The sequence below is a fragment of the Sphingomonas sinipercae genome (assembly GCF_011302055.1).
Taxonomy (GTDB): Bacteria; Pseudomonadota; Alphaproteobacteria; order Sphingomonadales; family Sphingomonadaceae; genus Sphingomicrobium; species Sphingomicrobium sinipercae.
Genome location: NZ_CP049871.1, coordinates 1,423,966 through 1,449,235 on the forward strand (window position 1 = coordinate 1,423,966; position 25,270 = coordinate 1,449,235).

Here is a 25,270-nt window from a genome sequence, read left to right on the forward strand (position 1 = left end):
GTAGGAAGCGGCCTGTTGTTAGTCAATTAAGGAGGGCAGGATGAACGGACTGACCGGCGGGTGCTTGTGCGGCGCGGTTCGCTACCGACTGGCCAGCGCCCCGTTCGATGCCGGCTGGTGCCATTGCCGCACCTGCCAGCTCAACAGTGGCTCGCCAGCGATGGCCTTCGCCAGCGTCAGGATGGGAGATTGGGTCGTGAGCGCCGGCGAGGACCGGGTTGTGCGCGTGCGATCCAGCGACATTGCCCAGCGGTTGTTTTGCGCAGGCTGCGGAACGCCGCTTGCGATCGATTACGACGTGCAGCCGGAAACGTTCGATTTCAGCCTGTGCACGCTAGACGATCCGGGCGCGATCGCACCCGGATTCCACATCTTCTGGGGCAGCAGGGTCGCCTGGTTCAATCCCGGCGACGATCTGCCGAAACACGACCGCTTTCGGCCCGGCACGGTGGGCCTGAACGGAATCGAACCGCCCGGTTAGATGTTGCCTTCGACCCACTGCTGGATCTGGCTGCGCGGCGCAGCACCGACCTTCTGCGCGATTGGCTGGCCGTCCTTGAACAGAAGCATCGTCGGAATGCCGCGCACGCCATAGCGTGCCGGGGTATCCGGGTTCTCGTCAATATTGAGCTTGGCGACGGTCAGCTTTTCGCCCAGCTCATTCGAGATTTCTTCAAGCGCCGGCGCGATCATCCGGCATGGGCCGCACCATTCCGCCCAGAAATCCACCAGCACCGGACCGGACGCACCCAGCACGTCGGAAGCGAAGCTCTGGTCGGTAACGGTCTTGCTGCTCATGAGTCGGTCTCCTGTCTGGGCTCCGCGTCCATATGGGATGGCTTGCCGCCGCTCTCAAGCGCCTAGCTCGAACAACGCCCCCGTCGCGGTGTAAAGCAGCGATGCGGCGATGTGCCGGCCGGGGAATATGACCTGCAACGCCTGGCGATAGGCTTCCATTTGCTCGCTATGCGAGCGCGGAATGAGCGTGCTGGTCTCAGGGGCGCGGCCGGTCTTGAAATCGATGACGCTGATCCGCCCCGGCTCAACCAGCAACCGGTCGACGGTGCCGGCGATTACCCGGCCGTCGGGCAAGGTGGCGACGATCGGCGCTTCGGGCAGCGATCCAGGGCCGAACAAGGACGAGAAGCGTCCGTCTTCAAGAATCCTGAGCACCAGACCGACGATCGCCTCGCGCTCCGCTGCATCCGTCACTCCAGCGGAGCGCTCTAGCCACCGCGCGCCGGCAATTCCGCGCTGCGACGCCTCCACCGGCGGCAGGCGCTCCAGCAGGGCATGGATCAGGGTTCCGCGTTCCGCGGCGGCACGAGCCGCGGCGCTTGGCGGCGCTGAAGGCTCGCGGTCTTCGGCGAGCGCCGACGGCGCCAGCGGCCGCGGCGGACGCGCTTCCGGCGGCGCAGGCGCCTTCGCCCAAGCCGGCACTTCGGGAAGCGGCAGGTCGCGGGGCGCCGGCTTATGCCGGACCCGCCCACCCTGGACCGCACCGCGATAGCGAAGCAGCGCGCCCCACTGCGCATCTTCATGCACCTCGGCGCCCAGCACTGCGAGTCCCCGCTCGACACGCTTGTGCCAACAGTTTTCCGCAGGGTCGCCTTTGTCGATGCCGGCAATCACCAGCCGGTCCACCGCCCGGGTCATGCCCACGTAAAGCAGCCGCCAATGCTCTTCGAGATCGAGCCTCTTGTCCTCGTCCAGCAAGGCCCCGAAGGGCTCCAGCCGCTCGTCCTTGCGTGGCCGGATCACCGGGACCCGTGCGTCGGCAATCGGCAAGGTCATCGATCTGGCGACGCCGCCGATCCGTTCCGGGTCGGCCGTCGCGTCGGCGAGCACCACCAGCGGCGCTTCCAGGCCCTTCGCGCCATGCACCGTCATCACCCGCACGGCGTTGACCGGCGCGGACGGGTCGCGCTTGATCTCGACATCCCCACGCGAGAACCAGGCGAGGAAGCGGTCGAGCGAGGGAATTTCGCCGCGTTCGAACTCCAGTGCGCTCGACAGGAGCTCATCGATCGGGTCGCGGGCAGCGAGACCGAGGCGGCCGTAGAGCTTGCGGCGTCCGTCAAGCGGTCCGGACAGGATGGTTTCTAGGAACCGGTGCGGCGTGACGTAATCGGCCATCGCCAGGAGTGAAGCGAGCCGATCGCGCGCCGTGCCGAAATCCTCGCGTTCGCCCGACCGTGTGCGCAACGCCTGCCAAAGCGAGATTTCGCCCCGCCCAAACGCGAGCGCGCGCAGCTGCTCCTGATCCCAGCCGATCAGCGGCGACACCAGGAGGCTGGCAAGGCTGAGGTCGTCTAATGGCTGCACCGCAAAGGCCACGGCGCTGAGCAGGTCTTTCACCGCCAATGGCTTGTGCAGGTGAAGGCGATCGATTCCAGCGACCGGCACTCGCTCGGCGAACAGGCGCGCGACGATCAGCGACGCCAGTTCCCCGCGGCTTCGGACCAGGATCATGATGTCGCCGGGGCCAAGCTCGCGCCCGGTCGAGGCCATCAGCGGCCGCTCATCCAGCCACCGCCGAACCTGCCGGGCGAGTTCGGTGGCATAGGCGCGCTCTTCCTCGTCGAGCCACCCCTCCTCGGGTTCGTCCTCCTGGGCGTCCGTCGGCGCATATGGCTTCCAAAGCTCGACGAGACCCGGCCGGTCGCTGAAGAAGGCGCGGTGACGGTTGGGCTCGTCCGGCAGGCCCATGTTGGGATAGCCAACCTCGTCGATCACCGCGTCGACAGCGTCGAGGACCGCCTGCGAGGAGCGGAAGCTTGCGTCGATGGACAGCTCGCGAAACTCGGGCGCGACCCAGTCGTCCGTATCTTCCGCGGCCTCGCGAAGCGCCGCCGAATGATCGCGAACCCAGTCGCGGGCGCGGCGGAACTCTTCGGGATCGGTCCCTTGGAAGCGGAAGATCGCCTGCTTGAAGTCGCCGACCATGAAAATGGTCCGGTGCCGCTCTCCAGCCGCCCCGGCGCCGGCGAAAAATTCCTCCGCCAGCGCCTGCACGATCTGCCACTGCGCCGCGTTGGTGTCCTGGCTTTCATCGACCAGGATATGATCGGTGCGGCGGTCGAGCTTGTAGCGGACCCACTCGCCCATACCGGGCGTGGCGAGGAGCCGGCGAGTCCAGGCGATGAGGTCGTTAAAGTCCGCGACCCCTGCCCGCCGCTTGGCGTCAGAATAAGCCTTTGCAAACGCTTGCCCAGCGCGCAGCCCGGCTGCCATCTCCGCGGCCAGGCGAGCGCCGCGCTGGATGGTCAGCAGCTCGCCGATCGCGCGCGCTAGCCGCTCGGCATGCGCATCATAATCGGGGTCCGCATTGCGCTGCCCCGCGCTCACCTTGCGCAGGTCGCCGCTGCCGGTGAAGACGATCAGCGCCAGGTCCGGCAGCGCCCCCGCGCGGTCTGCGGGCGCAAGCGCGAGCCAACGTTCGATCGATTGCACCAACTTTTCGCCGGTCGCCGCACCCCACGCCCGGTTGGCATCGGCAATCGCCCGCAGCAGGTCGCAATCGAAACGGTCGTCCGCACAGCTCGCGGCAAGCATGTCTTCGACCGACTCATCGGGCAGGTCCATCACGCGCCGAAGCGCAGGCTCGATCTCGCTCGCGCCGCCCAGTCGCACCATCGCGTCCGCCGCGTGCGCGCATTGCATTAGGTAGCGCGTTGCACCGTCCTCGCCCAAGCGCAGGCTCAGGCACTGGACGTCTTCGATCAACTGGTCGCGGCCAGCCGCTTCCGCATCGGCAAGCAAGTCGGCAAGCGTCGAGCGCGCAAGTTCCTGCTCGGCGCGCCCCTCGATCGGCTGAAAACCGGGCGTGATCCCCGCTTCGGCCGGAAAGGATGCCAGCAAGGCCTGCGCGAAACTGTGGATCGTCTGGATGCGCAGCCCGCCCGGTGCATCAAGCACCTTGGCGAACAGCCGGCGTGCGCGCTCCAGATATCGCGGGTCGGTCGATTCACCGAGCGCGAACAGGTCTTTCTTCAGCGCCTTGTCCGGTAGCCGCACCCAGGCGGCCAGCTGGCTGCCGATCCGGTTCGCCATTTCGGTCGCACCGGCCTTGGTGAAAGTCAGGCACAGGATATGTTCGGGATCGACCCCGCTCAGGAGCAGGCGGAGGACGCGCGCCGTCAGCACTTGTGTCTTGCCGGTGCCGGCGGAAGCCGAGAGTGAGGCGTGGGCACGCGGATCGGCGGCCGCGGCTTGTGCGCCCGCCAGTTGCGGAAGCGGCTTGAAGCGATTGCTCATTCGACTTTCCAAGCCGTCGCGGAGCCCATAGAATCGGCGCTATGAGCGAAGACAGCAACAAGCCCGGCGAAGAGCGCCGCCAGAAACTCGTCAAGGCCGGGGTCGCCGTCGGCATCGGCTCCGCCGCGATCGTGGCGGCGTTGCTCTACGCCTCCAAGGTGAAGAAGAAGCCGCGCCGCTAGCGTCATGAGCGGCCGTACCATTCTTCGAGCCGCATCAGCTGGTCGTAGTCGCCGTAAGGCGCAAATGCGGGATTGAGCTTGGCGACGAACGGCTTCTCGCCGGTCAAGTAATCGCCCGCGGTTGCGGTGAAGCTGCGCAATGCCCGTTCGAGGAATGCGTCGGCGCCTTCCTTTGCATCCGGGCGGACGCACCTGCCGAACTTGTCGCCATATTTGGTGAGCGACCAATATTCATGGGCGTCCGGCGCGCCGGCGATCTCCTTGAAGCCACCGCCCTGCGCAATCAGGCCGAGGAGGCCCAGTTGCAGGGCAAATCCTCCCTCGATGGCTTTGGGAGCGGGCGGCTTCCCGGTCTTGTAATCGACGATCGCGATCCCGCCATTGCTGAGCCGGTCGATCCGATCGGCCGTCCCATAAACCGTCACCCCCGCAATCGTTGCTTCGCCGCGCTTTTCCGCTGCGAGCGGCAACCGGCCTTCGGCCTGGTTCGCCCGCTCCAGGCCCTCGACCCAGCGGATCGCCTCCATCAGCCGGGGCTGCCACAGCGCGCGAAGCATGGGGTGGATCGCCTGGTCGGCAAGCAACGCCCGTGCCCGCGCCAGCAGCCGGTCGGGATCGCACCGATCCTGGGCGAGCCACTGTTCGAGCACGGCATGCACCGCTGTACCCTTCCACGCCGCGCTATGATCGGCATCGACGGGGTCGAGGCTGCTGAGTTTCAGCATTTCCCGTGCGTAAAAAGCGAATGGATCGGCCTTCAGCCGGTCGACCGAAGTGACGCTGATCTTCTTCGGCCGATCGGCCACCGGCGGGCACGGCTGCGGGCGATCGACCGGCCGCGGCATCCCCATATCGTCCACGGCGACGGCCAAGCGCTCCAGCCGGATGTCGTGCGGCAGGCCGCCGGTCATTGCCTTCAGCCGAAGCCAGAAGCGGGAAGCGACCGTTGGCGAGCGTCCGTCCCGCCTGGCGCGCGTGATCAGCACCTCCGGCGCGCCAAGCGCGCTGGCGAAGTCATGCGCCGACAGGCCGATGCGATATTCAAGGCCGGGAAGCCCAAGGTTGGCGCGAATCTTGGGCGCCAGCCAGGGATCGGGGGCGGGCGCGGCGGGCCAGACCCCCTCGTTGAGCCCGCCCAGGATCATCAGGTCGGCCTGCTGCAGCCGCGCTTCGAGCAAGCCCCAAATAAAGACCCGGGGATGACCGCCATATGGCGGGCGGACCCGCTGCGCCTCCAGCAACTGGCGAAGGATCGCGAGGCCGTCTTCGGGCGTCACTGCAAGCCGCTGCGCTTCCTCGAGGCCCTGCAAGTCCGCGAGCAGCTCGGCTGCAATCCGGCCGTTCTGGCCGCGCCAGGCATTATCCCCGGCCAATGCCTCGGCGGCTTGGGCCACGCGGGTCGCGAATTGCGCGAGGCTGAGCGCGGCCGGCGCTTCATCCAGCAAAGCCAGCGTTGGCCGCAGCCCCTCCCAGGCAGCAAGGCAGCCGCGACAGCCGCGCTGGCGTTGGTGCTCGCGTTCCTGGAAATGACGCGTCAGGCCCTCGATCCCCGGCGCCGGCCGTGGGCCGCGCAGCGCAAGGTCGAGCAAGCGCACCTGTTCGAGCCAGGCGAGGCGCGCTTCGTCGACGCCGCCCACCAGCGGATGCTTGAGCACCGTCAGCAGCGGCACTGGCGCCAGGGATTCGGCCATCGCCGCCGCGACCGCCAGGAGAAGCGTCCCCGCGGGCAGCTCCGCAAGCGCGCGGCCGGCGCTGTCGTCTGCTTCCACCCCCAACGCGCCAACAAGGCGGAAACCCGCCGCGCCAGGACTCGGTCGGGGGTCACAAAGGCAATGGTCTTCCCCGGGACTTCCAGGGCCTGGCGGATCCCCAGCGATATTGCCTGCGCCTCTGCAGCCGGGTCGGACAACTCGGCAACGCGAATTCCCGACAAGCGGCGATCCGCAGGCTTCAGGGCGTTCCACTTGTGCGAGAAATCAGCGGCTGCCATCGCATTGGCAACGGCCCGGCCACGGGCCGGCGGCGACGATGCGCGCCCTGCCCTTGGCCACAATCGAACTTCCGCGCGATTGATGCCGAGCCGCCCGAGCAGCAATTTCAGGTGAAACTGCGGGTGGGTCTCCTCCCCCCGTCCAGTTTCGTCGGGCCCGAGGGCGTCCCACTCGGCATCGGGCACGCTCGAAGGCAGACTCAGGCCGGGCAGCACGACCAGCCCGCCCGGCATATAGGCAACGGTCCTGACAAGCTCGGCGACAGCCGGCGCCGCGGTCGTGACACCCGCGGCTACGGTGAACCCGGTGGGCGGCTCTCGCGACCATCGCTTCGCCAGGCGGTGGAGCAGCAGGTTGCGGCGCTCGGCAAGGTCAATGGCGCCGAGGTCGCCAAGTCGCTCGGGCCACTGCTTGACGATTGCGCGCAGGCGGTCGAGCGAGACCTGCCAATGCCGGGCTAGATCCTCGACGACAGCATCCTTGAGCCGCGCCGGTTCGACCTCTTCGATCAGCAGCGCATCCAGGGTTCGCCCGAGGTCGCTCGCCATCCGCAGCGCCTCGGCCGCGCCCTCATTCTCGCCGCGGACGAGTTCAGCCAGCGCCAGCAGGCGAGCGAGCGGTTCGACGGCCGGCGGCGGCTGGTCTTCCGTGTCCGCCAGGTCGAGCGCTCCACCGACCCTCTCCTCCAGCTCCGGATCGCCGATTGGGATCAGCCTGGGCAGCACCAGGCCCCCACCGCTGGCGCGAACGAAGGCGTCGGTGATGCTTCGCACCGCCCGATTGTTCGGTAGCAATATCCGGCCCGCAGCGAGCGTCGTCGGCTCGGTGCCGAAGCGCGCAAGAAGCCCGGCGACGAGCGCATCGGCAAACGATCGGTGCGACGGGATAGTGAAAACCGCAGGCTGCCTGGCCGGCGCCTCCGTAGCCTCAGGCATAGTTGAGGACGTGCTCGGTCGCCTTGATCGCCGGCGGAGTCCCAACGTCGAACCACAATCCCTGATGGACGGCGCCGAAGCAGCGGCCCTGTTCGATCGCTCGGTCCCACAAGATGTTGGTTGAAAAGGCGCCCGTCGGCGCGCCTTCCAGCAGCCGCTTCGAAAGCATCTGGATGCCGGTGTAGACGAACGGCGCGACGCGGTTGCGCTCACGGCGACGAAGGCGGCCGCTTCGATCCATATGAAAGTCGCCGAGGCCGCGATGGTTTTGCGCACGCGCGTGCGGCACCAGCAGCAGCAAGGCGTCCATCCGGCTGTCGTCCCAGTGCGATGCGAGCAGCCGAAGCGTATCCGCCGGCCCGTCGATCCACAGGTTGTCACTATTGACGCACAGGAACGGGTCCGCGTCGATGAGCGGCTCGGCGTGGACCAGGCCGCCGCCGGTTTCCAGGAGCAGCGACCGTTCGTCGGAAATGGCAATGTCCAAGCCGAAGTCGCGGGCGGCGAGATGCGCTTCTACGGCGTCAGCCAGGTAGTGGACATTGACGACGGCCCGGCGGACCCCCGCACCCTGCAATCGAACGAGCACATGGTCGAGCAGCGGCTTTCCGGCGACTTCGACCAGCGGCTTGGGCCGGGTCGCGGTCAGCGGCCGCATCCGCTTGCCGAGCCCCGCCGCCATGACCATCGCGGTCGCCGGCACTTCGGCGGCGATCTCGGCCTTTAGCCGCAAGGCCTGGCGAGCGCTGCTCACGTTGTCGCCAGCCAGGGCGCGGCGCGGTGTTCCGGCGCAATATTCTGATCGAACCACCGGCGCACCGGCTCCAGGCCGGGCTGCGCCAAGTCACGCTCGAGCAGGCCCCACATTCGCGGCTGGAACGCTTGATAATGCGGCTTGCCGTCCCGCTTCCACAACCTGGTGAAAACGCCGAGGATTCGCGTGTTGCGCTGGGCCGCCAGCGCCCAATAAGCGCGCTCAAGGGCCTCGCCACTTCCAGTGGCCGCGACGTACCGGGCAATCATCTTTGCTTCGATCTCAGGCGCAACGTCGCGCCTTGCGTCTTCGAGGACGGACGCAAGGTCGTAGGCTGGGTGCCCGGCAACGGCGTCCTGGAAATCGAGGAGCCCGAAGTGGCGCACCCCGGCGCGATCCCCGACCAGCATGACGTTTTCCGCGTGATAGTCGCGAAGCACCGTGACCGGGCCTAGGCCGTCCTTCGACACCGGCGAAAGCACATCCTCCCACGCCGACCGATAGGCTTCGGCATCGACATCGATGCCCAGCGCCGGGCAGTACCACTCGGTGAACAACCCCAGCTCTTCGACCCATTGGTCGAGACCGTGCGGGCGCAATCCGTCCATCGGCGTGTGGCGGTGGAGGTGGACCAGGACATCGGTCGCCAAGGCGTAGAGTTCTTCTTCCCTTTCGGGATGCTGGTCGAGCGTCTCGCGCAGTCGTCCGCTGCCGAGGTCGGCGAGCAGCAAAAGGCCACCCTCGACGTCACTTGCCAGGATGTCGGGCGGGCTGAGACCGGCGCTCGCGAGCCACTGCGCAACCGCGACGAACGGACGCACGTCCTCTTGCGGTGGCGGCGCGTCCATCAGGACGGCGCTGCGATCGCCATCGACGACGCGGAAATACCTTCGAAACGATGCGTCGCCGGCAAGGGGCTCGATGATCGCTGCACCCCACCCATGGCGGGCAAGGAAACCGTGAGCGTGTTCGGGCGGATTCATTGTGGCGGCCACCGGCCCTGCCATGACGGCGGCACCTTGGCTGTCAAGCGGCGAGCGCCGGCCTCGGCGAATTCTAGCGACAAGCGGAGTGCCTGGGGCCAGGAAGCCGCGCCGGCGCGCTCCGGCCACTCGACAATCAGCGCCGTGTCCCGAACGTCGAGCCCAAGCTCCTCCAGTTCGCTCGGATCTTCCAGACGGTACAGGTCGACATGCCAGACTGGCGGCTTGAGATCGTCATACGGCTGGACGAGGGCGAAGGTCGGGCTGGGCATGTCGCCCTTGTGGCCAAGGCCCGAAAGAATACCGCGCGCAAGCGTCGTCTTGCCAACGCCGAGCGGGCCGGAAAGCGTGATCACGTCGCCGGCGCGCAGGGCCTTCGCCAGGTCCGAGCCCAAGGAAGAGGCGGCCGCTTCGTCCTTGATGATCATTCGGGCGCGCGCGGTAGCGTCAGCGTGACCGTCGTCCCCTTCCCCTTGGCGGAGACCAGGTCGACCTTGCCGCCATGCGCTTCGATAAATTGGCGGGCTAGCGGCAGGCCCAGGCCAAGCGCCGCCTCTCCCCGGACTCCGTCGTCCGAGACTCGATCGAAGCGATTGAACACCCGAGGCAAGTCTTTCTTGGCGATGCCGGCACCATTATCGCTGACCTGGATGTGGGCGGCCGCTTCGTCACCCCAAGTTTTCAGCGCAATGGACCCGCCAGTGTCGGTGTAAGCGAGCGCATTGCTGAGCAAATGCTCGACCGATTCCCGAATTCGTCGAGCGTCGCCGACCACGAACCCCGCGGAGCCCTGGATGTCAGGGGTCAGCTTCTGTTCCTTTTTCTCGGCGCGCGCGGAAACCTTGTCGAACGCAGCTTTGCACAGGCCGGCAATATCGACCCGCTCGCGTTCCAAGACGACGCCGCGGGCATCGCCCTGGGTGAGGTCGAGGACGTCGTCGATGAGCTTGGACAGGCGCGTGACCGATTCGAGAATCGCCTGCACATAATCCTTCGCCGACGAAGAAAGATCGCCGGCATAGCCTTGCGATAGCATCTCCGCGAAGCCGCCGATCGAGGTCAGCGGCGTCCGCAGTTCATAGCTCATGTTGGCGACGAAATCCGTCTTCACCCGGCTAGCTTGCTCGAGCGCGGTGGCACGCTCGCGCAGCGCCGCCTCGATCCGGCTCGAATCGGTCACATCGACGAGGGTGAAGAGCGCGTTGCCGTCCGGCAGCGGGACCGCAGCGAAATCAAAATGCCGCCCGTCCGTTAGCGTCAAGCGGCCGTTCGCCGGTTGCCGCTCATTGGTGGTTTTGCGCACCATCTCCCGGATTTGCGCAGCGGCCGTGGGGTTGACGAGCTTGCGCGCAATCGCCGGCACCAGCTCGTCGACCCGCGGATGTTCGCCAAGCCATTCCTCATCAAGGTCCCAGACCTGGCTGAAGCGCCGGTTCCACAGGTACAGCCTGCCGTCGCTGGCGAACACGCCGATGGCCTCGAACAGATTGTCGAAGGTGGCGGCGCGCACGCGGAGCAACGTGTCGCGCGCGGACGCGAGGCGGACCTGTTCGGTGCGGTCTTCCAGGAACAGTCGCAAGCCGCCGTCGGGAAGCGGCTGGCCGACGACCCGGAAATGGTCGCCGTTGGCCAGGATCCAGTCTTCCTCGATGACTTCGTCCGCGCTCGTGAACCAGTTGCGCCGATCCGCTTTCCAGCTCGGAAAATCGCGCGTCTCGGGCACCCGGTTCATTTCGCGCATGCGTTCCAGCACGCGGTCGAACTCGGGCCGCTCGCCCAACCATTCGGGGTCGATATGCGCCATCGACGCGAACGGCTGATTGAAAAAGCTAAGCGTTCTATCGTGATCGAACTGCGCGACGCCCGCGGTCATCCGGTCGGCCAATTCGCGTTGCGACTGCGCGTGCCGGACGAGCTCGTCGCGGGCATCTTCCAGATCTTGGACGTCGATCGCAAAGCCCGCGACCGCGCCCGTCGGCAACGGCACGTTGACGAGCCGCAGCATCCGGCGTTCCCCGCGAACGATTGCCGCCTGCTTGCGGACCGATGGCTTGCCGCTGTCGATCGCGGCTAGCGCGCCGGCTTTTGCCGACTCCCTATCGCTGACCAGTTCCAGGCCGTTAGCGATCACTTCGGTCGCCTCACGCGCTTCGACCGCATCGACGAAAGCGCGGTTGACCAGGCCAAGCTTCAAGTCGGGCCCGCGATACCACATTGGGAACGGCGCGGCCTCGATGACGTGGGTGAGCGCATCCAGGGCGGCTTCGGTCTGACGCAAGCGATGCGCCAGTTCGAGCCGCTCGCTTTCGGCGGTCGTCGTGTCCGAGAACCACAAGATCAGCGAGCCCGGAGCCTCTAGCGTCAACGCCGCGCCCCCGCGGACCTCGAGCACACGCTCCGACCCGGCGAGACGCACCTGAAGCTCAACCCGACCGCCGGATACTGTCGCTGCCCTGACCGCAGCCGCAAGTGCGTCCACATCCTCCTGAAGCAAACCGGCCCCCGGCCCAGAGAGATCGCCCAGCGTTTGGGGATTATCGAGCAGGCCGAGCTCGCGGCTTAGCCGTGCATCGGCCTCGATGGCGAGATCCGGGTGAACGATCACGGGTCTCGCGGGCGACAACTCAAGCAGGCCGCGCATTCGCTGCGCTGCATCGATCACCCCCGTCGCGTCGCGAATGCGCCTCGACGCAAGCGCCGACAGAAGCGCGGCAATGATGATCCACAGCCCGGCGAAGGCAAGCGCAAAGACGCCGCTCGTTCCCAACGCCGACACGGTTAGTTCGTCTCGCTCCCCATGAACGGACCATAGAGCGCTGCACGGCCGGAAAGAAGAGCGGTAAAGTTCAACGTGAGAGACGTCGAACGCTGTGGCGCCGAGCGGATCTCGCGGCAGCCGTACGTCCCCCTGACGAAGGCCGTGCGACAAAAAAGGGGCGGGGATTGCTCCCCGCCCATGTCAGTTTTGAAATCTCGCTTCTGGATGGTCGGCCGCGACCAAAAAGCAGTCGGCCCGCCAAACAAAACCGGGGAGTGGATCCCACTCCCCAGCCTTGTCCTATCCTTAGAAGTTAACCCGGGCGTTCATGAAGAACGTACGGCCCAGGAAGTCATAACCGCCCTGGATCGGCACGTTCGACTGGGTGTTAACCAGCGGGTTGGTCGTCGTGATCTTCGGCGGCTGCTTGTCGAAGAGGTTCCGAACGCCCAGCGTGAACTGGTAGCGACGGTTCTCAAAGCGGACCGATGCCCGGCTGATCATGTAGTCGTCGACCTTGAAGTTGTAGAACTCCGGAGTGTAGCCGAACTGCTCCAGGTACTGAGCGTCGTCCGTCCCGTGGATGTAGTCGAACCCGTACAGGAAGCTCAGGTTGTTCACCTTGTAGCGAGCATCGAACGTACCGGCCCACTTCGGGTTCGCCGTGAGGCCAACCGACTGGACGATCGTGTCGGACGGAAGCGTCTGGTCATAGCGATCCAGCATGCGAACGGCCTGACCGTCGAGGCTCAGCGTACCCGGGCCGAGGCGGCGGGTATAGTTGGCCACGAAGTCGATACCCTTCGCCAGCGAGGTCGCGATGTTCACGTAACCCGACGTCACCGACAACGAACCCGTGCCCGGACCCGTGTAAGGCCCACGCTCGATCAGGTAGCAGGTCAGGCGCTGCGGGTTCTCGTAGCACTCGTCGAGAATGTTCGTGTAGCTGAGCTGCGACACGCCGTTGTTGACCTCGGTGCGGAAGTAGTCGGCCGCGAACGAGAAGGCGCCGATAGCATCACCGAAGTTGTGCTGAAGCACGACACCGTAGGTGAGGTTCTTCGACGTTTCCGCCTTCAAGCCGGATTCGGCGCCACCAACGGTGATGACCTTGATCCCGCCATTCTGCACGAAGTTCGCCGGCAGGCCATCCGCCTGGCACTGCTGAAGGACCACGAAGTTCGTGACCGACTGCAGCTGATCGCAAGGATCGTTCTGACCCGGCTGGAAGCCTTCCGAACCACCGATGTACTGCTCGAACAGCGCCGGAGCACGGTAGGACGTGCCGTAGCTGCCGCGGAAGCTCAGGAAGCTCGAAGGCCGCCACAGGGCGCCGATCTTGTAGGTCGTGTCACCGCCGTACGACTTGTAGTGCGTGTAGCGATAGGACGCTTCCAGCGAGAGCAGCTTGGCGAACGGAACGTCCTTGAGCAGCGGAGCCTGAACTTCGCCGTAGAGCTCGTAAACGCTGTCCGACCCGACGGTTGGGCCGCCACCTGCATAGTTCTGCAGGTTGAGGGCCACGGCATCCGGGCTCGGCTGATCGTTGATGGCGTTCTTGCGATACTCGATACCGAGCGCCGCCTTCACGTCACCGCCCCAGATCGGGAACAGCGAACCGTTGATGTCCGCAACGTACAGCTGCTCGCGGAACTTGGTGGTCCCGACGACATCCTCGGTCACATAATCGTACCAAGCCGTGCCGTTGAACGAGCCGCTGGCGAGGCCAGGCGTGAACACCGGCTGCGCGACGCAGCCGCCGGTCGGATCGACGCAGTTGAAACCGCCGCTGCCATTCGAAACGACGTTCGAGCTCTGCGCCAAACGGTCGAGGAGAACGGCCGGGATGTGATACTCGGCGTCGCTCCAGGCCCGGCTGTGATACAGATCGTAGGCCCAGTCCTTGAACGGCAGGTCGCCGCGCATGCCGATCGACGCCTTGACGAAGTCGACCTGCTGACGGAACTCCTGCGCGCCGCGGCTGGCGAACACACGAAGTCCGAGACCGGAGTTGACCGGGTGACCGACCAGGTTCGCCGGGATCAGCGGGCTGTTGATCGGATAGTCGATGTTCAGCTGCAGCTCGTTCGTGTTCCGCGACTTGCGGCGGCTGGCGAGCACCTCGGTGTAGATGGTGGCATTGCCAAGCACCGACGTGTCGAGGTTGCCGCTCAGGTAACCGGTGAGAACTTCGGCGCCGCTCACGACGCTCTGGTTGAGCGTCCCGGACGTCGAGGTGTCGCGGATGTTGAGGCTGATCGAACCGCCGCCGGCGCACTCGAAGCCCGGCAACAGGCCGGTGGTGACGAGCGGATTCGGCCGGAAGCGGTTGCAGGTGCCGTTGTAGGCAGGGTTGATGCCCGGTGCGAGGACGACCGACTGACCGTTGAAGGTGCCAGTCGCGATCAGGTTAACCGAAACGCCGCCTTCATCGATCGGGAAGCACTTCGATTCGCCCGTTGCCGGATCAATGAAGTCGCTACCGTCAGCATAAAGTTCCTGGCCGCAACGCAGCGAAGGCACGTCGCCGAGACGCAGAAGGTCGCGCTTGTACCATTCTACCGAGCCCTGAACCGACCAGTTCGAGCCGGAGGTGCCGCCGACAGCAGCAATACGGCGGCTTCCGCCAGCGCCGATCTCGGGGAATTGGCTCGAACCTTCGAGGGTCAGGCCGTTGATCTTGTTGCGCGTGATGACGTTAACAACGCCCGCGATCGCGTCCGAACCGTAGATCGACGATGCGCCGCTGTTAAGCACTTCCATACGATCGACGATCGCGTTCGGAAGCACGTTAAGGTCGACCGAACCGACCGCACCCTGCGAACCGGCCGGCGAAACGCGACGGCCGTTCAGGAGGACGAGCGAGCGGGTCGCACCCAGGCCGCGAAGCGACAGGGTGTTGGCGCCGGCGCCACCGTCGGTGACCAGGCCGCCGTACGTGTCGTTGACCTGCGCCGTGCCGCCCGTGATGGCGACGCTCTGCAGGACGCCCGCAGTCGAGTTGAAACCAGCCTGGGTCGAGCGGTCACGCGTAACCACCGTGATCGAGTCCGGGCTGTTGAAGGTGGTGCGGCCGATGCGCGTACCAGTAACAACGATGGCCGGGCCGCCAGCTTCAGTCGTCGGCGGCGCGTTCGAAACGCCGGTGGTGCCGGAATCAGTGGGCTCCTGCGTCGTGTCCGGGCAGGCAGCCTTGTCGGTCTGACCCGACGGAGCCTGACAGGCGCTTTCGCCCGGCTTCACCGTCTGGCCGGCCTGAGCATAAGCCGGAGCGGCCGCGGCGAGCATTGCCACCGGCGAAACGCCACAAAGAGCTAGTACGGTTAATTTGCGCATCGTAATTGCACGGTGCATTGTGAAACTCCCCTTCACCCGAAAATACGTAATGGGAGCGGATGCACAAAGCGCCCGGGGAAGTAAACTGAAGTTGAAGCCCCCGTTCGAGTTCAACTGGCTCTGTTACAATTATACAACAGCCGTTCAGGTTGGCCGCGTCGCGGCCTGCCGCGCCGATGAGTCGACGCGGCGAACATGCTGATCAGGCTCCGGAAAGTGGGGCAGCTTGCGGGGCGAGCCTCAGCTCGTCCCCGCGCACGGATGCGGCCTAGTAGCGGTAGTGCTCGGGCTTGAACGGCCCTTCGGTCGCAACACCGATATAGGCGGCCTGCTTGTCGCTCAGCTTGGTCAGCTTGACGCCAAGCTTGTCGAGGTGGAGCGCAGCGACCTTCTCGTCGAGGTGCTTGGGCAGGACGTAAACCTCGTTCTTATACTTGTCGCCGCCGGTCCACAGCTCGATCTGGGCGAGCACCTGGTTGGTGAAGCTGGAGCTCATTACGAAGCTCGGGTGGCCGGTGGCGTTGCCCAGGTTTACCAGGCGGCCCTTAGACAGGACGATGATCTTCTTGCCGTCCGGGAATTCGACCTCGTCGACCTGCGGCTTGATCTCGGTCCACTTCATGTTGGACAGCGCGCCGATCTGGATCTCGCTGTCGAAGTGACCGATGTTGCAGACGATCGCCATGTTCTTCATCGCCCGCATGTGATCGAGCGTGATGACGTCCATGTTGCCGGTCGCAGTCACGAAGATGTCGGCGCGCTTGGTCGCCTCCTCCATCGTGATGACCTCGAAGCCCTCCATCGCCGCCTGGAGCGCGCAAATCGGATCGACTTCCGTGACCAGCACGCGGGCGCCGCCGTTGCGCAGCGACTGGGCCGAGCCCTTGCCGACATCGCCGAAGCCGGCGACGCAGGCGACCTTGCCGGCCAGCATCACGTCGGTGGCGCGGCGGATCGCGTCAACCAGCGATTCCTTGCAGCCGTAGAGGTTGTCGAACTTCGACTTGGTCACGCTGTCGTTGACGTTGATCGCCGGGAACGGAAGCTTGCCCTGCTTCGACAGGTCGTAAAGGCGGTGGACGCCGGTGGTGGTTTCTTCCGACACGCCCTTGATGGCTTGGACGGACTTGGTGAGATAGCCCGGACGCTCCTTGAGGAAGCGCTCGAGCGTCGCCGCGAACACTTCTTCTTCCTCGTTCGAGGGGGTGAACAGGGTTTCGCCGGCCTCGACGCGGGCGCCCCACAGCGCGAACATGGTCGCGTCGCCGCCGTCGTCCAGGATCAGGTTGCAGGTCTCGTCCTGCCCCCAATCGAAGATGCGGACGACATACTGCCAATATTCCTCGAGCGTCTCGCCCTTGACGGCGAAGACCGGTACGCCCGTCGCTGCAATCGCGGCGGCGGCATGGTCCTGGGTCGAGAAGATGTTGCACGAGGCCCAGCGAACCTGGGCGCCAAGTGCGGTCAGCGTTTCGATCAGCACCGCAGTCTGGATCGTCATATGCAGCGAACCGACGATGCGCGCGCCCTTCAACGGCTTAGACGTTCCGAATTCGGAACGCAGCGACATCAGGCCCGGCATCTCCGTCTCGGCGATCTCGATTTCCTTGCGGCCGAATGCGGCCAGGCTCATGTCCTTCACGACATAATCGTCAAAACGCGTCTCAGCCTGGGTCGCCACGCTATAGTCTCCGATGAAGTTGGTTGGTTTGGCGGCGCCCTAGCGGGGGAACCGTCGGAAGGCAAATATAAAGAATTCTTTATATCACGCCGCACCCGTCTGCGTGGACAGCAAGCGAGGGTCGACGCCGGTGCTCTTGAACGCCGCCGCCCAGCGCTCGTCGGTCGGCGTGTCGAAGACGATCCGCGCATCGCCGTCGGCGGCGAACCAACCGTGGCGAGTCATTTCCTCTTCCAGCTGCCCCGCGCCCCAACCGGCATAACCGAGCGCTGCGATCCACTGCGAAGGGCCGCGCGCTTCGGCGATCGCCTTGAGAACGTCGATGGTCCCCGTCATCGCATACACCGCGCCGTTTGGCCCGTTGACCTGCAAGGTGTCCTGTCCGCCCCAGTCCGTCGAATGGATGATGAAGCCGCGGCCCGGCTCGACCGGCCCGCCGTGATGAACCGCGCAGTCGGGCGCTTTCCCTGGATCTATATCGAGCTGGCTGAGCAATGCGCGAAACCGAAGCCCGGCCCGCTTGTGGCCGATGCCGACGCCCACTGCCCCATTCTCGTCGTGGACGCACAAGGCGATCACTGCCCGCTCGAACCGGGGATCGGCCATGCCTGGCATCGCCAGTAGAAGCTTGCCGGAAAGATAAGGCGCGTCGGACACCCCCTGTCTTTGCCGCAGCGACAGCGGTTCGGGCAAGCCTTGAGCCGCCTGGTCGCCGCGCTTATCTGCCAGGCCACACGCATCAAGGAGTAGTGACGATGGCAATTCAAGTCGGTGACCGCATTCCGGACGTTTCGCTGTCCGTCGCCACCCCTGACGGTCCGCAGCCGACCACGACCGGAGAATATTTCAGCGGCAAGCGCGTCGCGCTGTTCGCCGTGCCCGGGGCCTTCACGCCGACCTGCTCGGCGCGGCACCTTCCCTCCTACGTGGAAAAGGCCGGCGAGCTGAAGTCGAAGGGCGTCGACGAGATCGCCTGCATTTCCGTCAACGACCCGTTCGTCATGTCTGCATGGGGGGAGCGCGACGGTTCCGCCGACATCACCATGCTGGCCGATGGCAATGGCGAGTTCGCCGACGCGGTCGGGCTCGGCATGGACGGCGAGAAGTTCGGCATGGGCAAGCGCAGCCAGCGTTATTCAATGCTGGTCAACGACGGCGTGGTCGAACAGGTTAACGTCGAAGCGCCGGGCGAATACCGCGCTTCGAGCGCCGAATACCTGCTCGAGCAGCTTTAGCGGGCGCCCTGTCGCTCCACCGCAACTCCTCACCGAGTGGCGGCGGTGGGGCGGCAACGGCCGGGCGTGCCAGCGCGTTACACCTCTCGACGATCTTAGACTTTAGGAGACTTGAGAAATGGCACGCACAACCAACTCGAACCGTGGCCGCAGCAGCAGCCGGAGCGGCAGCAAGAACAACAATCCCGAAGGCCACAATCAGTATAGCGGCGGGTTCACCGACCTGGCCCGCGAACGTCCCATTGCTACCGCGGCGGCCGCTGCTGCTGCGGTCGGCGCCGGCGTTTTCCTGTGGTCGCGCCGTGGCCAGATCAGCGACCAGCTTTCCAGCCTGTCCGACCAGATCAGCGAGTGGAGTGAAAACCGCCGCAGCGAAATGTCGGACGGTTCGGCGAGCGAAGGCGAAGGCGAAGGCTTCATGGCCCAGTCGACCTCATCACGCGGACGCGGTGGAAAGAGCCAAAGCCGCATCGCCAAGGAAGCAATGGCGATGAAGGAGAATGGCAATTCGACCACCCACCCGGCCGATCCGGTGGTGGAAGAGCAGACCAAGGTCGGTTCCGTCGCTTACTAAGCGTCGGCCAGGCTAGAAGAACGAGGGGCGTCCATCCGGACGCCCCTTTTTTTGCCAGCGGCTACCAGCCGCACTGCTTGCCGCGGTTCTGTTCCTGGAGCCACGCCTGCAACGGCGCGAAATATTCCAGCATCGGCTTCGCCGTCATCTCGCGCGAGCCGGTGAATGCCTGGAGCGCGTCCGGCCAGGGCTTTGAAGCACCCATCGCCAGCATCTGGTTCAAGCGCGCCCCGACCTCCTTGTTGCCATAGAAGCTGCAACGGTGGAGCGGCCCCTTCCAGCCCGACATTTCGCATGCCGACTTGTAGAATTGGAACTGAAGGATGCGGGCAAGGAAGTAACGCGCATAAGGCGTGTTCGCCGGGATGTGATATTTGGCGCCTGGGTCGAAGTCCGCTTCCGTCCGGGTCACCGGCGGAACGATCCCCTGGTATTGCTGCTTCAGGCCGTGCCAGGCCGCGTTGTACTGGGCCGGCGTCGTCGAGCCATCGAACACGCCCCACCGCCATTTATCGACCAGCAGGCCGAACGGCAGGAACGCGACCTTGTCCATCGCCTGGCGCAGCAGCAGGCCAACGTCCTTGTCAGCGGACGGTACCTTGCTGCGGTCGAGCAAGCCGATCTGCACCAGATAGTCCGGCGTCACCGAAAGCGCGACGAAGTCGCCGATCGCTTCGTGGAAGCCGTCGTTGGCGCCATTCAGGTAGATGAACGGCTGATCGTTATAAGCCCGCTGGTAGAAATTATGGCCCAGCTCGTGGTGGATGGTGACGAAGTCGTCGGCATTGACCTTGGTGCACATCTTGATGCGCAGGTCGTCCTTGTTGTCGAGGTCCCATGCGGACGCGTGGCAAACTACTTCCCGCCCTTCCGGCCGCGTGATCTGCGATCGCTGCCAGAAGGTCTGCGGCAGCGGCGCGAACCCGAGCGACGTGTAAAACCGCTCGCCGATCTTCACCATCTCGGTCGGCGTGACCTTCTTTTTCACCAACAGGTCGGTGAGGTCGTAGCCGATGTTGCCCGCCCCTTTCGGCGCGACGACGTCATAGATATTGCCCCATTCCTGGGCCCACATGTTGCCCAGCAAGTCGGCGCGGATCGGGCCGGTCGCGGGCTGCACGGCATTGCCGTACTTCTGGTTGAGCTTGGTCCGCGTGTAGCAGTGAAGCTGGTCGTAAAGCGGCTTGGTCTCCGCCCACAGCCGGTCGTACATGGCCGAGAATTCTTCCGGGCTCATGTCGTATTGCGACCGCCACATGGCGCCGGTGTCGTCGTAACCGAGTTCCTTCGCGCCCTGGTTCGCGATTTCCACCATCCGCGTGTAGTCGGCGCGCATCGGCCGGCCCACATTGTTGTGCCAGCTGGTCCACACTTCCTTGAGCTCTTCGGGCTTGCGCAGCGTGCCCATCAGTTCTTCGGCGTCGTCACCGGTGATGACCTTGCCGTTATGGGTCGCGCGGCCCTTCCCGTACGTCGACTGCAGCCGCGTGGTGATGTCGTTGAGCTGTGCCGCAGCGCCCGGCGTGCTGGGGGCGGCGAGGACCAGTGCCCCGCGCAGGATGTTCAGCTTGCGCGCCGTGTCGGGATCGAGCCCCGGGACGCGCGCATATTGCGCGGCCTGCTTGGCATATTGCACGCCTTTTTCCGTCCCGATCGTCCCGAAATAAGCGGCCAGCGCGTCGGTATCGTCGGTGATGTGGGTGGCGTTGACCCACTGCGCCCGGCTGGAAATGTTGCTGAGCTCCAGCAGGTCCGCTTCCACAGCGGCGACGAATTGGCGCGCGCCTTCGGGCGTGAGCGGGTGCGTAAGTTCGCCGGCGCCGGGAAGCGCTGGGCCAGTGTTGATTTGCGGGGGTGGGGCGACCGGGTCGACGACGGCGACGGTGGTCGGCGGAGCAGTGGTGGTGCAGCCCGCGGTTGCGAGCGCCATGAGCGAAACGGAAGCAGCAACAAGTTTCATGGGCGTCCTCGTCCTTGGTTTATCGCGCCAGAAGCGACTGACGCGTCCGCGCGCCCTCGTCAAGTTGCCAGGAAGCGGGCGATTTCCTCGCCAAGTTCCGGCTTGGTGACGGAACTCATGTGGGTTCCCGGCACCTCCTTGAACTCGGCGTTGGGTAGCGCTGCGGCAAGCTCCTCCGCGGACCCGTTATCGTCGTCTTCGCTGCCGCAGACCACCAGCGTCGGCATGGTGAACGCCGCCAGCCAGTCCATGAACGTATCCTCGAAGCTTTCGAGCAGATGCGCCGAAGCGACGAGATCGACCTTCTGGCTCTTCATGAACTGGACCGAAAGCCAATGCGGGTCGCCGCGCTGGAAGGTCTCGAACCCGGCGATGGCTTCGAGGAAGAAGGTCTTGCGGCGTTTCCAGTTGCGCAGCCCCTCAAGCCCCGCCCCGCCGAGGATTGCGCGCCGTGGGCGAAGGCCTTCGCCTATGGCTTCGACCGTCGTCCGAGCGCCGAGCGAGAACCCGCCGAGATCGAAATCGTCGAGGTCCAGGTGGGCAATCAGCTCGCGCAGGTCACGGGCGAGGACTCCGTGGGGGTAGTGCTCGGCCTCGTGCGGCCGGCCGCTCTGCCCGTGAGCGCGAAGATCCGGCATGATTACGCGAAAGCCCTCGGCTGCGATCCGCGCCGCATGGCCGAACTTGATCCAGTTCATGGCCGCGTCGGAAAACAGGCCGTGGAGGAGGATCACCGCCCTGCCCGCCCCCAGCTCCTGGACGGCAAGCTCGACTCCGTCCGAAGCGGTCCAGCGCTTGCTGGAAAGGTCGCTCACTCGGGCACGCTACCCGTTGCCGCCACCCACTTGTCGACCAGCTTCTGGTGCTCGTCGGTGCGGATTTCCGGCAAGCCTTCGGTGTTCAGCCAGGCGCGATGGATGCTCTCGGCGCCAAAATGGTGTTTCGGCACAAAGCGCGATGGGTCGTCGAACGCCGCCACGGTCAGGTCCATGCTGTCGCTGTCCTTGGCGAACGCAAAGCCGAGCGAAGTCCCGCATGCCGCGCAATAGGGCCGCCGCGCGATCGGCGAGCTCTCGTACCAGTCGGGCTCGGCCGTCCACGCGACGTCCGCGCGCTTGACGCTCTTGAACGCGATCGAGATCGAGCCGGTCGCGCGCTGGCACATCCGGCAGTGGCACAGATACGCCTCGTCATCGTCGATCCGGGCGGTGAAGCGCACGCGGCCGCAGGCGCAGCCGCCGTCCATCGCCTCGGCGCCCGCCATCAGGCCGCCTTCTGCAAATGCTTGCGGCCCAGCAGCTCGGCGATCTGGACGGCATTGAGGGCAGCGCCCTTGCGCAAATTGTCGCTGACGACCCACAGCGAAAGGCCGTTCTCGACCGTCGAGTCCTCGCGGATGCGGGAGACGTAGGTCGCATATTCGCCAACGCTTTCGACCGGCGTGACGTAGCCGCCATCTTCCCGCTTATCGACGACCATCACGCCCGGCGCCTCGCGCAGGATCGATCGCGCCTGGTCGGCCGAAATCTCGTCCTCGAACTCGATATTCACGGCTTCGGAATGGCCGACGAACACCGGCACCCGGACGCAGGTCGCGGTGACCTTGATCCGCGGGTCGAGAATCTTCTTCGTCTCCACCACCATCTTCCATTCTTCCTTGGTCGACCCGTCGTCGAGGAAGTCGTCAATGTGGGGGATGACATTGAACGCGATCTGCTTGGTGAAATGCTGCGGCTCGTTGGAATCGCCGACGAAGATGTTGCGCGACTGGTTGAACAGCTCGTCCATCCCCGCCTTGCCGGCGCCGGACACGGATTGATAGGTCGCCACTACCACCCGCTTGATCCGCGCGGCATCGTGCAGCGGCTTGAGCGCAACGACCAGCTGCGCCGTCGAGCAATTGGGGTTGGCGATGATGTTCTTGGCGCGATAGCCGGCGATCGCTTCCGAATTCACTTCCGGCACGATCAGCGGCACGTCGGGGTCCATCCGGTACAGCGAGCTGTTGTCGATAACGGTGCAGCCGGCCGCGGCGCCCCGCGGCGCATGGACTTCGCTGACCTTCGACCCAGCGGCGAACAACGCAATGTCCCAGCCTTCGAAATCGAAATGCTCGAGGTTGCGAACCTTCAGCTCGGTGCCGCTGTCGCCGAAATCGATAACGTCGCCCGTCGACCGCGCGGAAGCCAGCGCAGCCACCTCGTCGGCGGGGAATTGCCGCTCAGCCAGGATATTGAGGATTTCCCGGCCGACGTTGCCGGTGGCGCCTACGACGGCGACGCGATAGCCCATTTTCTAATCTCCACGGGGGATGCTGCGCCCCTATCGCAATGCTCCCGTTAAATCGATACGCTCGGACGCCGGCACAAGGGGGGAAGGATGCGACGCGACGCCTGGCTGGCGCTTATCGTACTGGTCGCCGTCCTGGCAGCGATGGCCTCCAAGTCGATGCTGGTCTCGATCCCGCCGGTCCGGAGCCACGCGGTCGAGGGCGGGTTCGACACCCGGTCGGCCAAGGCGCGCCTCCAGCGAATCCTCGGCGACGAACGTCCGCACCCGTCCGACAGCGAAGCGAACGACGCGGTTCGCGGGCGGCTGGTTGCCGAGCTGAATGCGATCGGGCTGAAGCCCATCGTTCGCGACCAGTTCGCCTGCAACGATTTCGCCAAGGCGCGAACCGTGTCCTGCACCCGCGCCCGTAACGTCATCGCCGTCCTCGGGCCGCCGGCCGGCAAGGCGCTGTTGCTGAACGCGCATTACGACAGCGCGCCCGCGAGCCCGGGTGCCGCGGACGATGGCATCGGTGTCGCAACCCTGCTGGAGGTTGCCCGGCTGATGAAGGACAGGCAGCTTCAACGGCCGGTCGTCTTCCTGTTCAACGAGGGCGAGGAGCTTGGGCTGGTCGGCGCCCGCGCCTTCCTGCGGGACCCGCTCAGCCGCAACGTCGATTCGGTCCTCAACTTCGAAGCGCGCGGCATCACCGGGCCCGTCGTGATGTTCGAGACGAGCGCGCCCAACGGGGCTGCGGTCAAGGCGTTCGGGGACGCCGTCGACCGCCCCTTCGCAAGCAGCATGGCGACCGACCTTTACCGGCTGCTGCCCAATGGCACCGACGTCACCACCTTCAGCGAACGCGGCTGGCTTGCGCTCAATTTCGCGATGGTTGGCAACGAAACCCGCTATCACAGCCCCGGCGACAACCTTGCCGCGCTCGACGACCGTTCGCTGCAGCATATGGGCGACCAGGCACTGGCGATGACGGAACGGCTGGCCGACGGCGTGCCCGAGGCGAAGGGCGACCGCATCTTCGTCGACGTCCTTGGCCGCTTCCTGGTGCAGATGTCGCTGGCGGTCGGGCTGGCGATCTTCGCTGCACTTGCGATCGCCGTGTCGGTCCTGGCAATCAAGCGGAGGGCCTGGTTCCGGGCGCCCCTGGCGGTGCTGCTTGCGCTGGTCCTGGCGACCGCTCTGGCATGGCTTGGCGACTTCGTCATGAGCGCCCTGCGCCCCGGGACCTTCTGGCGAGCGCATCCGGAGCTGACCCTGTCTGCCGTCTATGCCTCGGCCATGCTGGGAGCACTCATCCCCCTGCGCACGCTCGCCGCGGGCATCGAGCGGGAGCGCATGCGGCTGGCATATTGGCTCGTCTTCCTGCTGCTTGGCGCTGCGCTCGCCAGCGTCGCGCCCGGCGCGATCATCTACTTCATGCTCCCGCCGCTGATCGTTCTGGCCGGCGTGGGCTTGCGGCGGTGGCGCCGTCGGGCCGAGGACGTTGCCGCGCTCGTTGCACTGGCGGTGTTGTTTCTCACCTGGGGCGAGATGCTTGCCCAGGTCGAGCAACTGTTCAGTCCCGGGCCGCAATGGGTCGTCGCGCCGGTCGGGGCACTGGTCATGATCGCCGCGCTGGTCGAAGCGGGCCCGCTGCTGCAGCGGGCGGGACGCGCGCTCGTGCTCGTCGGCGCTGCCATCCTCGCGCTGGCCGGCTGGGCGGTGGTAGGCGTCGCCCCCGCTTACGCGCAGGACCGGCAGCAGATGTTTTCGGTCCAGCACGTGACCGCGCCTGATGGCCGCGCCAGTTGGGCCGTCTCGAACGATCGTGCGCCGCTGCCCCACGGTTATGGGAATGGGGCGAAGTGGGAACGCGAGGCGCTGCCCCATGGCAAGCGCAAGCTGTGGACGACGCCCGCGCCAACCGCCCGCATCCGGCCGGTCACTGTCGAGGTGCTGGGCAGCCGCAATCTCGGCGCCAGGCGCGCGGTCCAGCTGCGCCTGCGAAGCAACGGCGCGATGCAGGTCGCCCTTCGCGCTCCCGCCAACTCCAGGCTTGAGCGGGCCGGAACGGAAGGGTTCATGCGGCCTTTGGGAGCGGGCGGCGATGAATTCACGGTCGCTTGCGTCGGACGCAGCTGCGACGGCGCAGTCCTGACCCTTGTCTTCGCAACCTCAAGGCCAGCGCCGCTAACCGTCATCGGCACGCGGCCGGGCCTGCCGCCGGGCGGTGAAGCCCTGCTCCGGCAGCGCCCGCGACATGCCCAGCCGCAATATTCCGCCGACCAGACGGTCGTCGTGAGCAAGATCAAAATCTGAAATTGCGGGTTCGATCGGACTTTACCTCCACAATTCC

The 25,270-nt window shown here is 65.7% G+C and carries 20 protein-coding genes; 5 read left to right on the plus strand and 15 right to left on the minus strand.

The window, feature by feature from the left end:
- The first annotated feature begins 40 nt into the window (after positions 1–40).
- Positions 41–481 (plus strand): GFA family protein, encoded by a 441-nt coding sequence (locus G7078_RS07420; protein ID WP_166094578.1) that lies wholly within the window; start codon positions 41–43, stop codon positions 479–481.
- Here G7078_RS07420 and trxA read toward each other — a convergent pair.
- Together trxA and addA are read right to left on the minus strand one after the other, a co-directional pair.
- Entirely contained in the window at positions 478–798 is a 321-nt protein-coding gene (trxA, locus tag G7078_RS07425) for a thioredoxin TrxA (RefSeq protein WP_166094581.1), read from the minus strand. The genes G7078_RS07420 and trxA overlap by 4 nt on opposite strands.
- A 54-nt stretch (positions 799–852) precedes the next feature.
- On the minus strand, positions 853–4,257 hold the full coding sequence (gene addA, locus G7078_RS07430; protein ID WP_166094583.1) for a double-strand break repair helicase AddA: 3,405 nt from the start codon (positions 4,255–4,257) through the stop codon (positions 853–855).
- Positions 4,258–4,298: 41 nt separating this feature from the next.
- Here addA and G7078_RS07435 point away from each other — a divergent pair, with 41 nt between their 5' ends.
- Positions 4,299–4,439 carry a hypothetical protein gene (locus tag G7078_RS07435; protein WP_166094585.1) on the plus strand — a complete coding sequence of 47 codons (141 nt, stop codon included), beginning with the start codon at positions 4,299–4,301 and terminating at the stop codon, positions 4,437–4,439.
- 2 nt (positions 4,440–4,441) lie between these two features.
- Here G7078_RS07435 and addB read toward each other — a convergent pair whose 3' ends face one another.
- The 9 genes from addB to G7078_RS07475 form a co-directional block, all read right to left on the minus strand.
- Positions 4,442–6,208: a double-strand break repair protein AddB gene (gene addB / locus G7078_RS11010; RefSeq protein ID WP_343037789.1), complete on the minus strand. Its 1,767-nt coding sequence runs from the start codon at positions 6,206–6,208 to the stop codon at positions 4,442–4,444.
- On the minus strand, positions 6,097–7,365 hold the full coding sequence (locus G7078_RS11015) for a PD-(D/E)XK nuclease family protein (protein ID WP_343037790.1): 1,269 nt from the start codon (positions 7,363–7,365) through the stop codon (positions 6,097–6,099). The genes addB and G7078_RS11015 overlap by 112 nt, the downstream gene beginning before the upstream one ends.
- Positions 7,358–8,119, minus strand: coding sequence for a nucleotidyltransferase family protein (locus G7078_RS07445; protein WP_425505239.1), 762 nt, complete (start codon positions 8,117–8,119; stop codon positions 7,358–7,360). The genes G7078_RS11015 and G7078_RS07445 overlap by 8 nt, the downstream gene beginning before the upstream one ends.
- Positions 8,116–9,102, minus strand: a complete 987-nt coding sequence (locus tag G7078_RS07450) for an aminoglycoside phosphotransferase family protein (protein ID WP_166094587.1) — start codon at positions 9,100–9,102, stop codon at positions 8,116–8,118. Before G7078_RS07450 ends, G7078_RS07445 begins: the two co-directional genes overlap by 4 nt.
- A complete protein-coding gene (gene tsaE, locus G7078_RS07455) occupies positions 9,099–9,530 on the minus strand; it encodes a tRNA (adenosine(37)-N6)-threonylcarbamoyltransferase complex ATPase subunit type 1 TsaE (RefSeq protein ID WP_166094590.1) in 432 nt (143 codons plus the stop codon). Before tsaE ends, G7078_RS07450 begins: the two co-directional genes overlap by 4 nt.
- Positions 9,527–11,878 (minus strand): sensor histidine kinase, encoded by a 2,352-nt coding sequence (locus G7078_RS07460; RefSeq protein ID WP_246166303.1) that lies wholly within the window; start codon positions 11,876–11,878, stop codon positions 9,527–9,529. The genes tsaE and G7078_RS07460 overlap by 4 nt, the downstream gene beginning before the upstream one ends.
- A gap of 288 nt (positions 11,879–12,166) precedes the next feature.
- The gene (locus G7078_RS07465; protein WP_246166538.1) at positions 12,167–15,148 is read right to left on the minus strand and encodes a TonB-dependent receptor plug domain-containing protein; all 2,982 of its coding nucleotides are present in this window, start codon (positions 15,146–15,148) and stop codon (positions 12,167–12,169) included.
- A 316-nt stretch (positions 15,149–15,464) separates the two neighbouring features.
- Positions 15,465–16,877 carry an adenosylhomocysteinase gene (gene ahcY / locus G7078_RS07470; protein WP_166094592.1) on the minus strand — a complete coding sequence of 471 codons (1,413 nt, stop codon included), beginning with the start codon at positions 16,875–16,877 and terminating at the stop codon, positions 15,465–15,467.
- Positions 16,878–16,961: 84 nt separating this feature from the next.
- A complete protein-coding gene (locus G7078_RS07475) occupies positions 16,962–17,534 on the minus strand; it encodes a YqgE/AlgH family protein (protein WP_166094594.1) in 573 nt (190 codons plus the stop codon).
- Positions 17,535–17,632: 98 nt separating this feature from the next.
- On the opposite strand from G7078_RS07475, the gene G7078_RS07480 reads away from it, so the two are divergent.
- Positions 17,633–18,112 carry a peroxiredoxin gene (locus tag G7078_RS07480; protein WP_166094596.1) on the plus strand — a complete coding sequence of 160 codons (480 nt, stop codon included), beginning with the start codon at positions 17,633–17,635 and terminating at the stop codon, positions 18,110–18,112.
- Between the two features lie 118 nt (positions 18,113–18,230).
- A complete protein-coding gene (locus G7078_RS07485; protein ID WP_166094598.1) occupies positions 18,231–18,686 on the plus strand; it encodes a hypothetical protein in 456 nt (151 codons plus the stop codon).
- A 61-nt stretch (positions 18,687–18,747) separates the two neighbouring features.
- Here the strand turns inward: G7078_RS07485 and G7078_RS07490 are convergent, their stop codons facing one another.
- The 4 genes from G7078_RS07490 to G7078_RS07505 are packed head-to-tail and all read right to left on the minus strand — an operon-like array spanning position 18,748 to position 22,938.
- The gene (locus tag G7078_RS07490) at positions 18,748–20,646 is read right to left on the minus strand and encodes a M2 family metallopeptidase (protein WP_166094600.1); all 1,899 of its coding nucleotides are present in this window, start codon (positions 20,644–20,646) and stop codon (positions 18,748–18,750) included.
- 59 nt (positions 20,647–20,705) lie between these two features.
- On the minus strand, positions 20,706–21,461 hold the full coding sequence (locus G7078_RS07495; protein ID WP_166094602.1) for an alpha/beta fold hydrolase: 756 nt from the start codon (positions 21,459–21,461) through the stop codon (positions 20,706–20,708).
- Entirely contained in the window at positions 21,458–21,910 is a 453-nt protein-coding gene (locus tag G7078_RS07500; RefSeq protein ID WP_246166305.1) for a GFA family protein, read from the minus strand. Before G7078_RS07500 ends, G7078_RS07495 begins: the two co-directional genes overlap by 4 nt.
- Complete coding sequence (locus G7078_RS07505; protein WP_166094603.1) at positions 21,910–22,938, minus strand: aspartate-semialdehyde dehydrogenase; 1,029 nt, start codon at positions 22,936–22,938, stop codon at positions 21,910–21,912. Before G7078_RS07505 ends, G7078_RS07500 begins: the two co-directional genes overlap by 1 nt.
- 87 nt (positions 22,939–23,025) lie before the next feature.
- On the opposite strand from G7078_RS07505, the gene G7078_RS07510 reads away from it, so the two are divergent.
- Positions 23,026–25,233, plus strand: a complete 2,208-nt coding sequence (locus G7078_RS07510; RefSeq protein WP_166094605.1) for a M20/M25/M40 family metallo-hydrolase — start codon at positions 23,026–23,028, stop codon at positions 25,231–25,233.
- Positions 25,234–25,270: the final 37 nt, after the last annotated feature.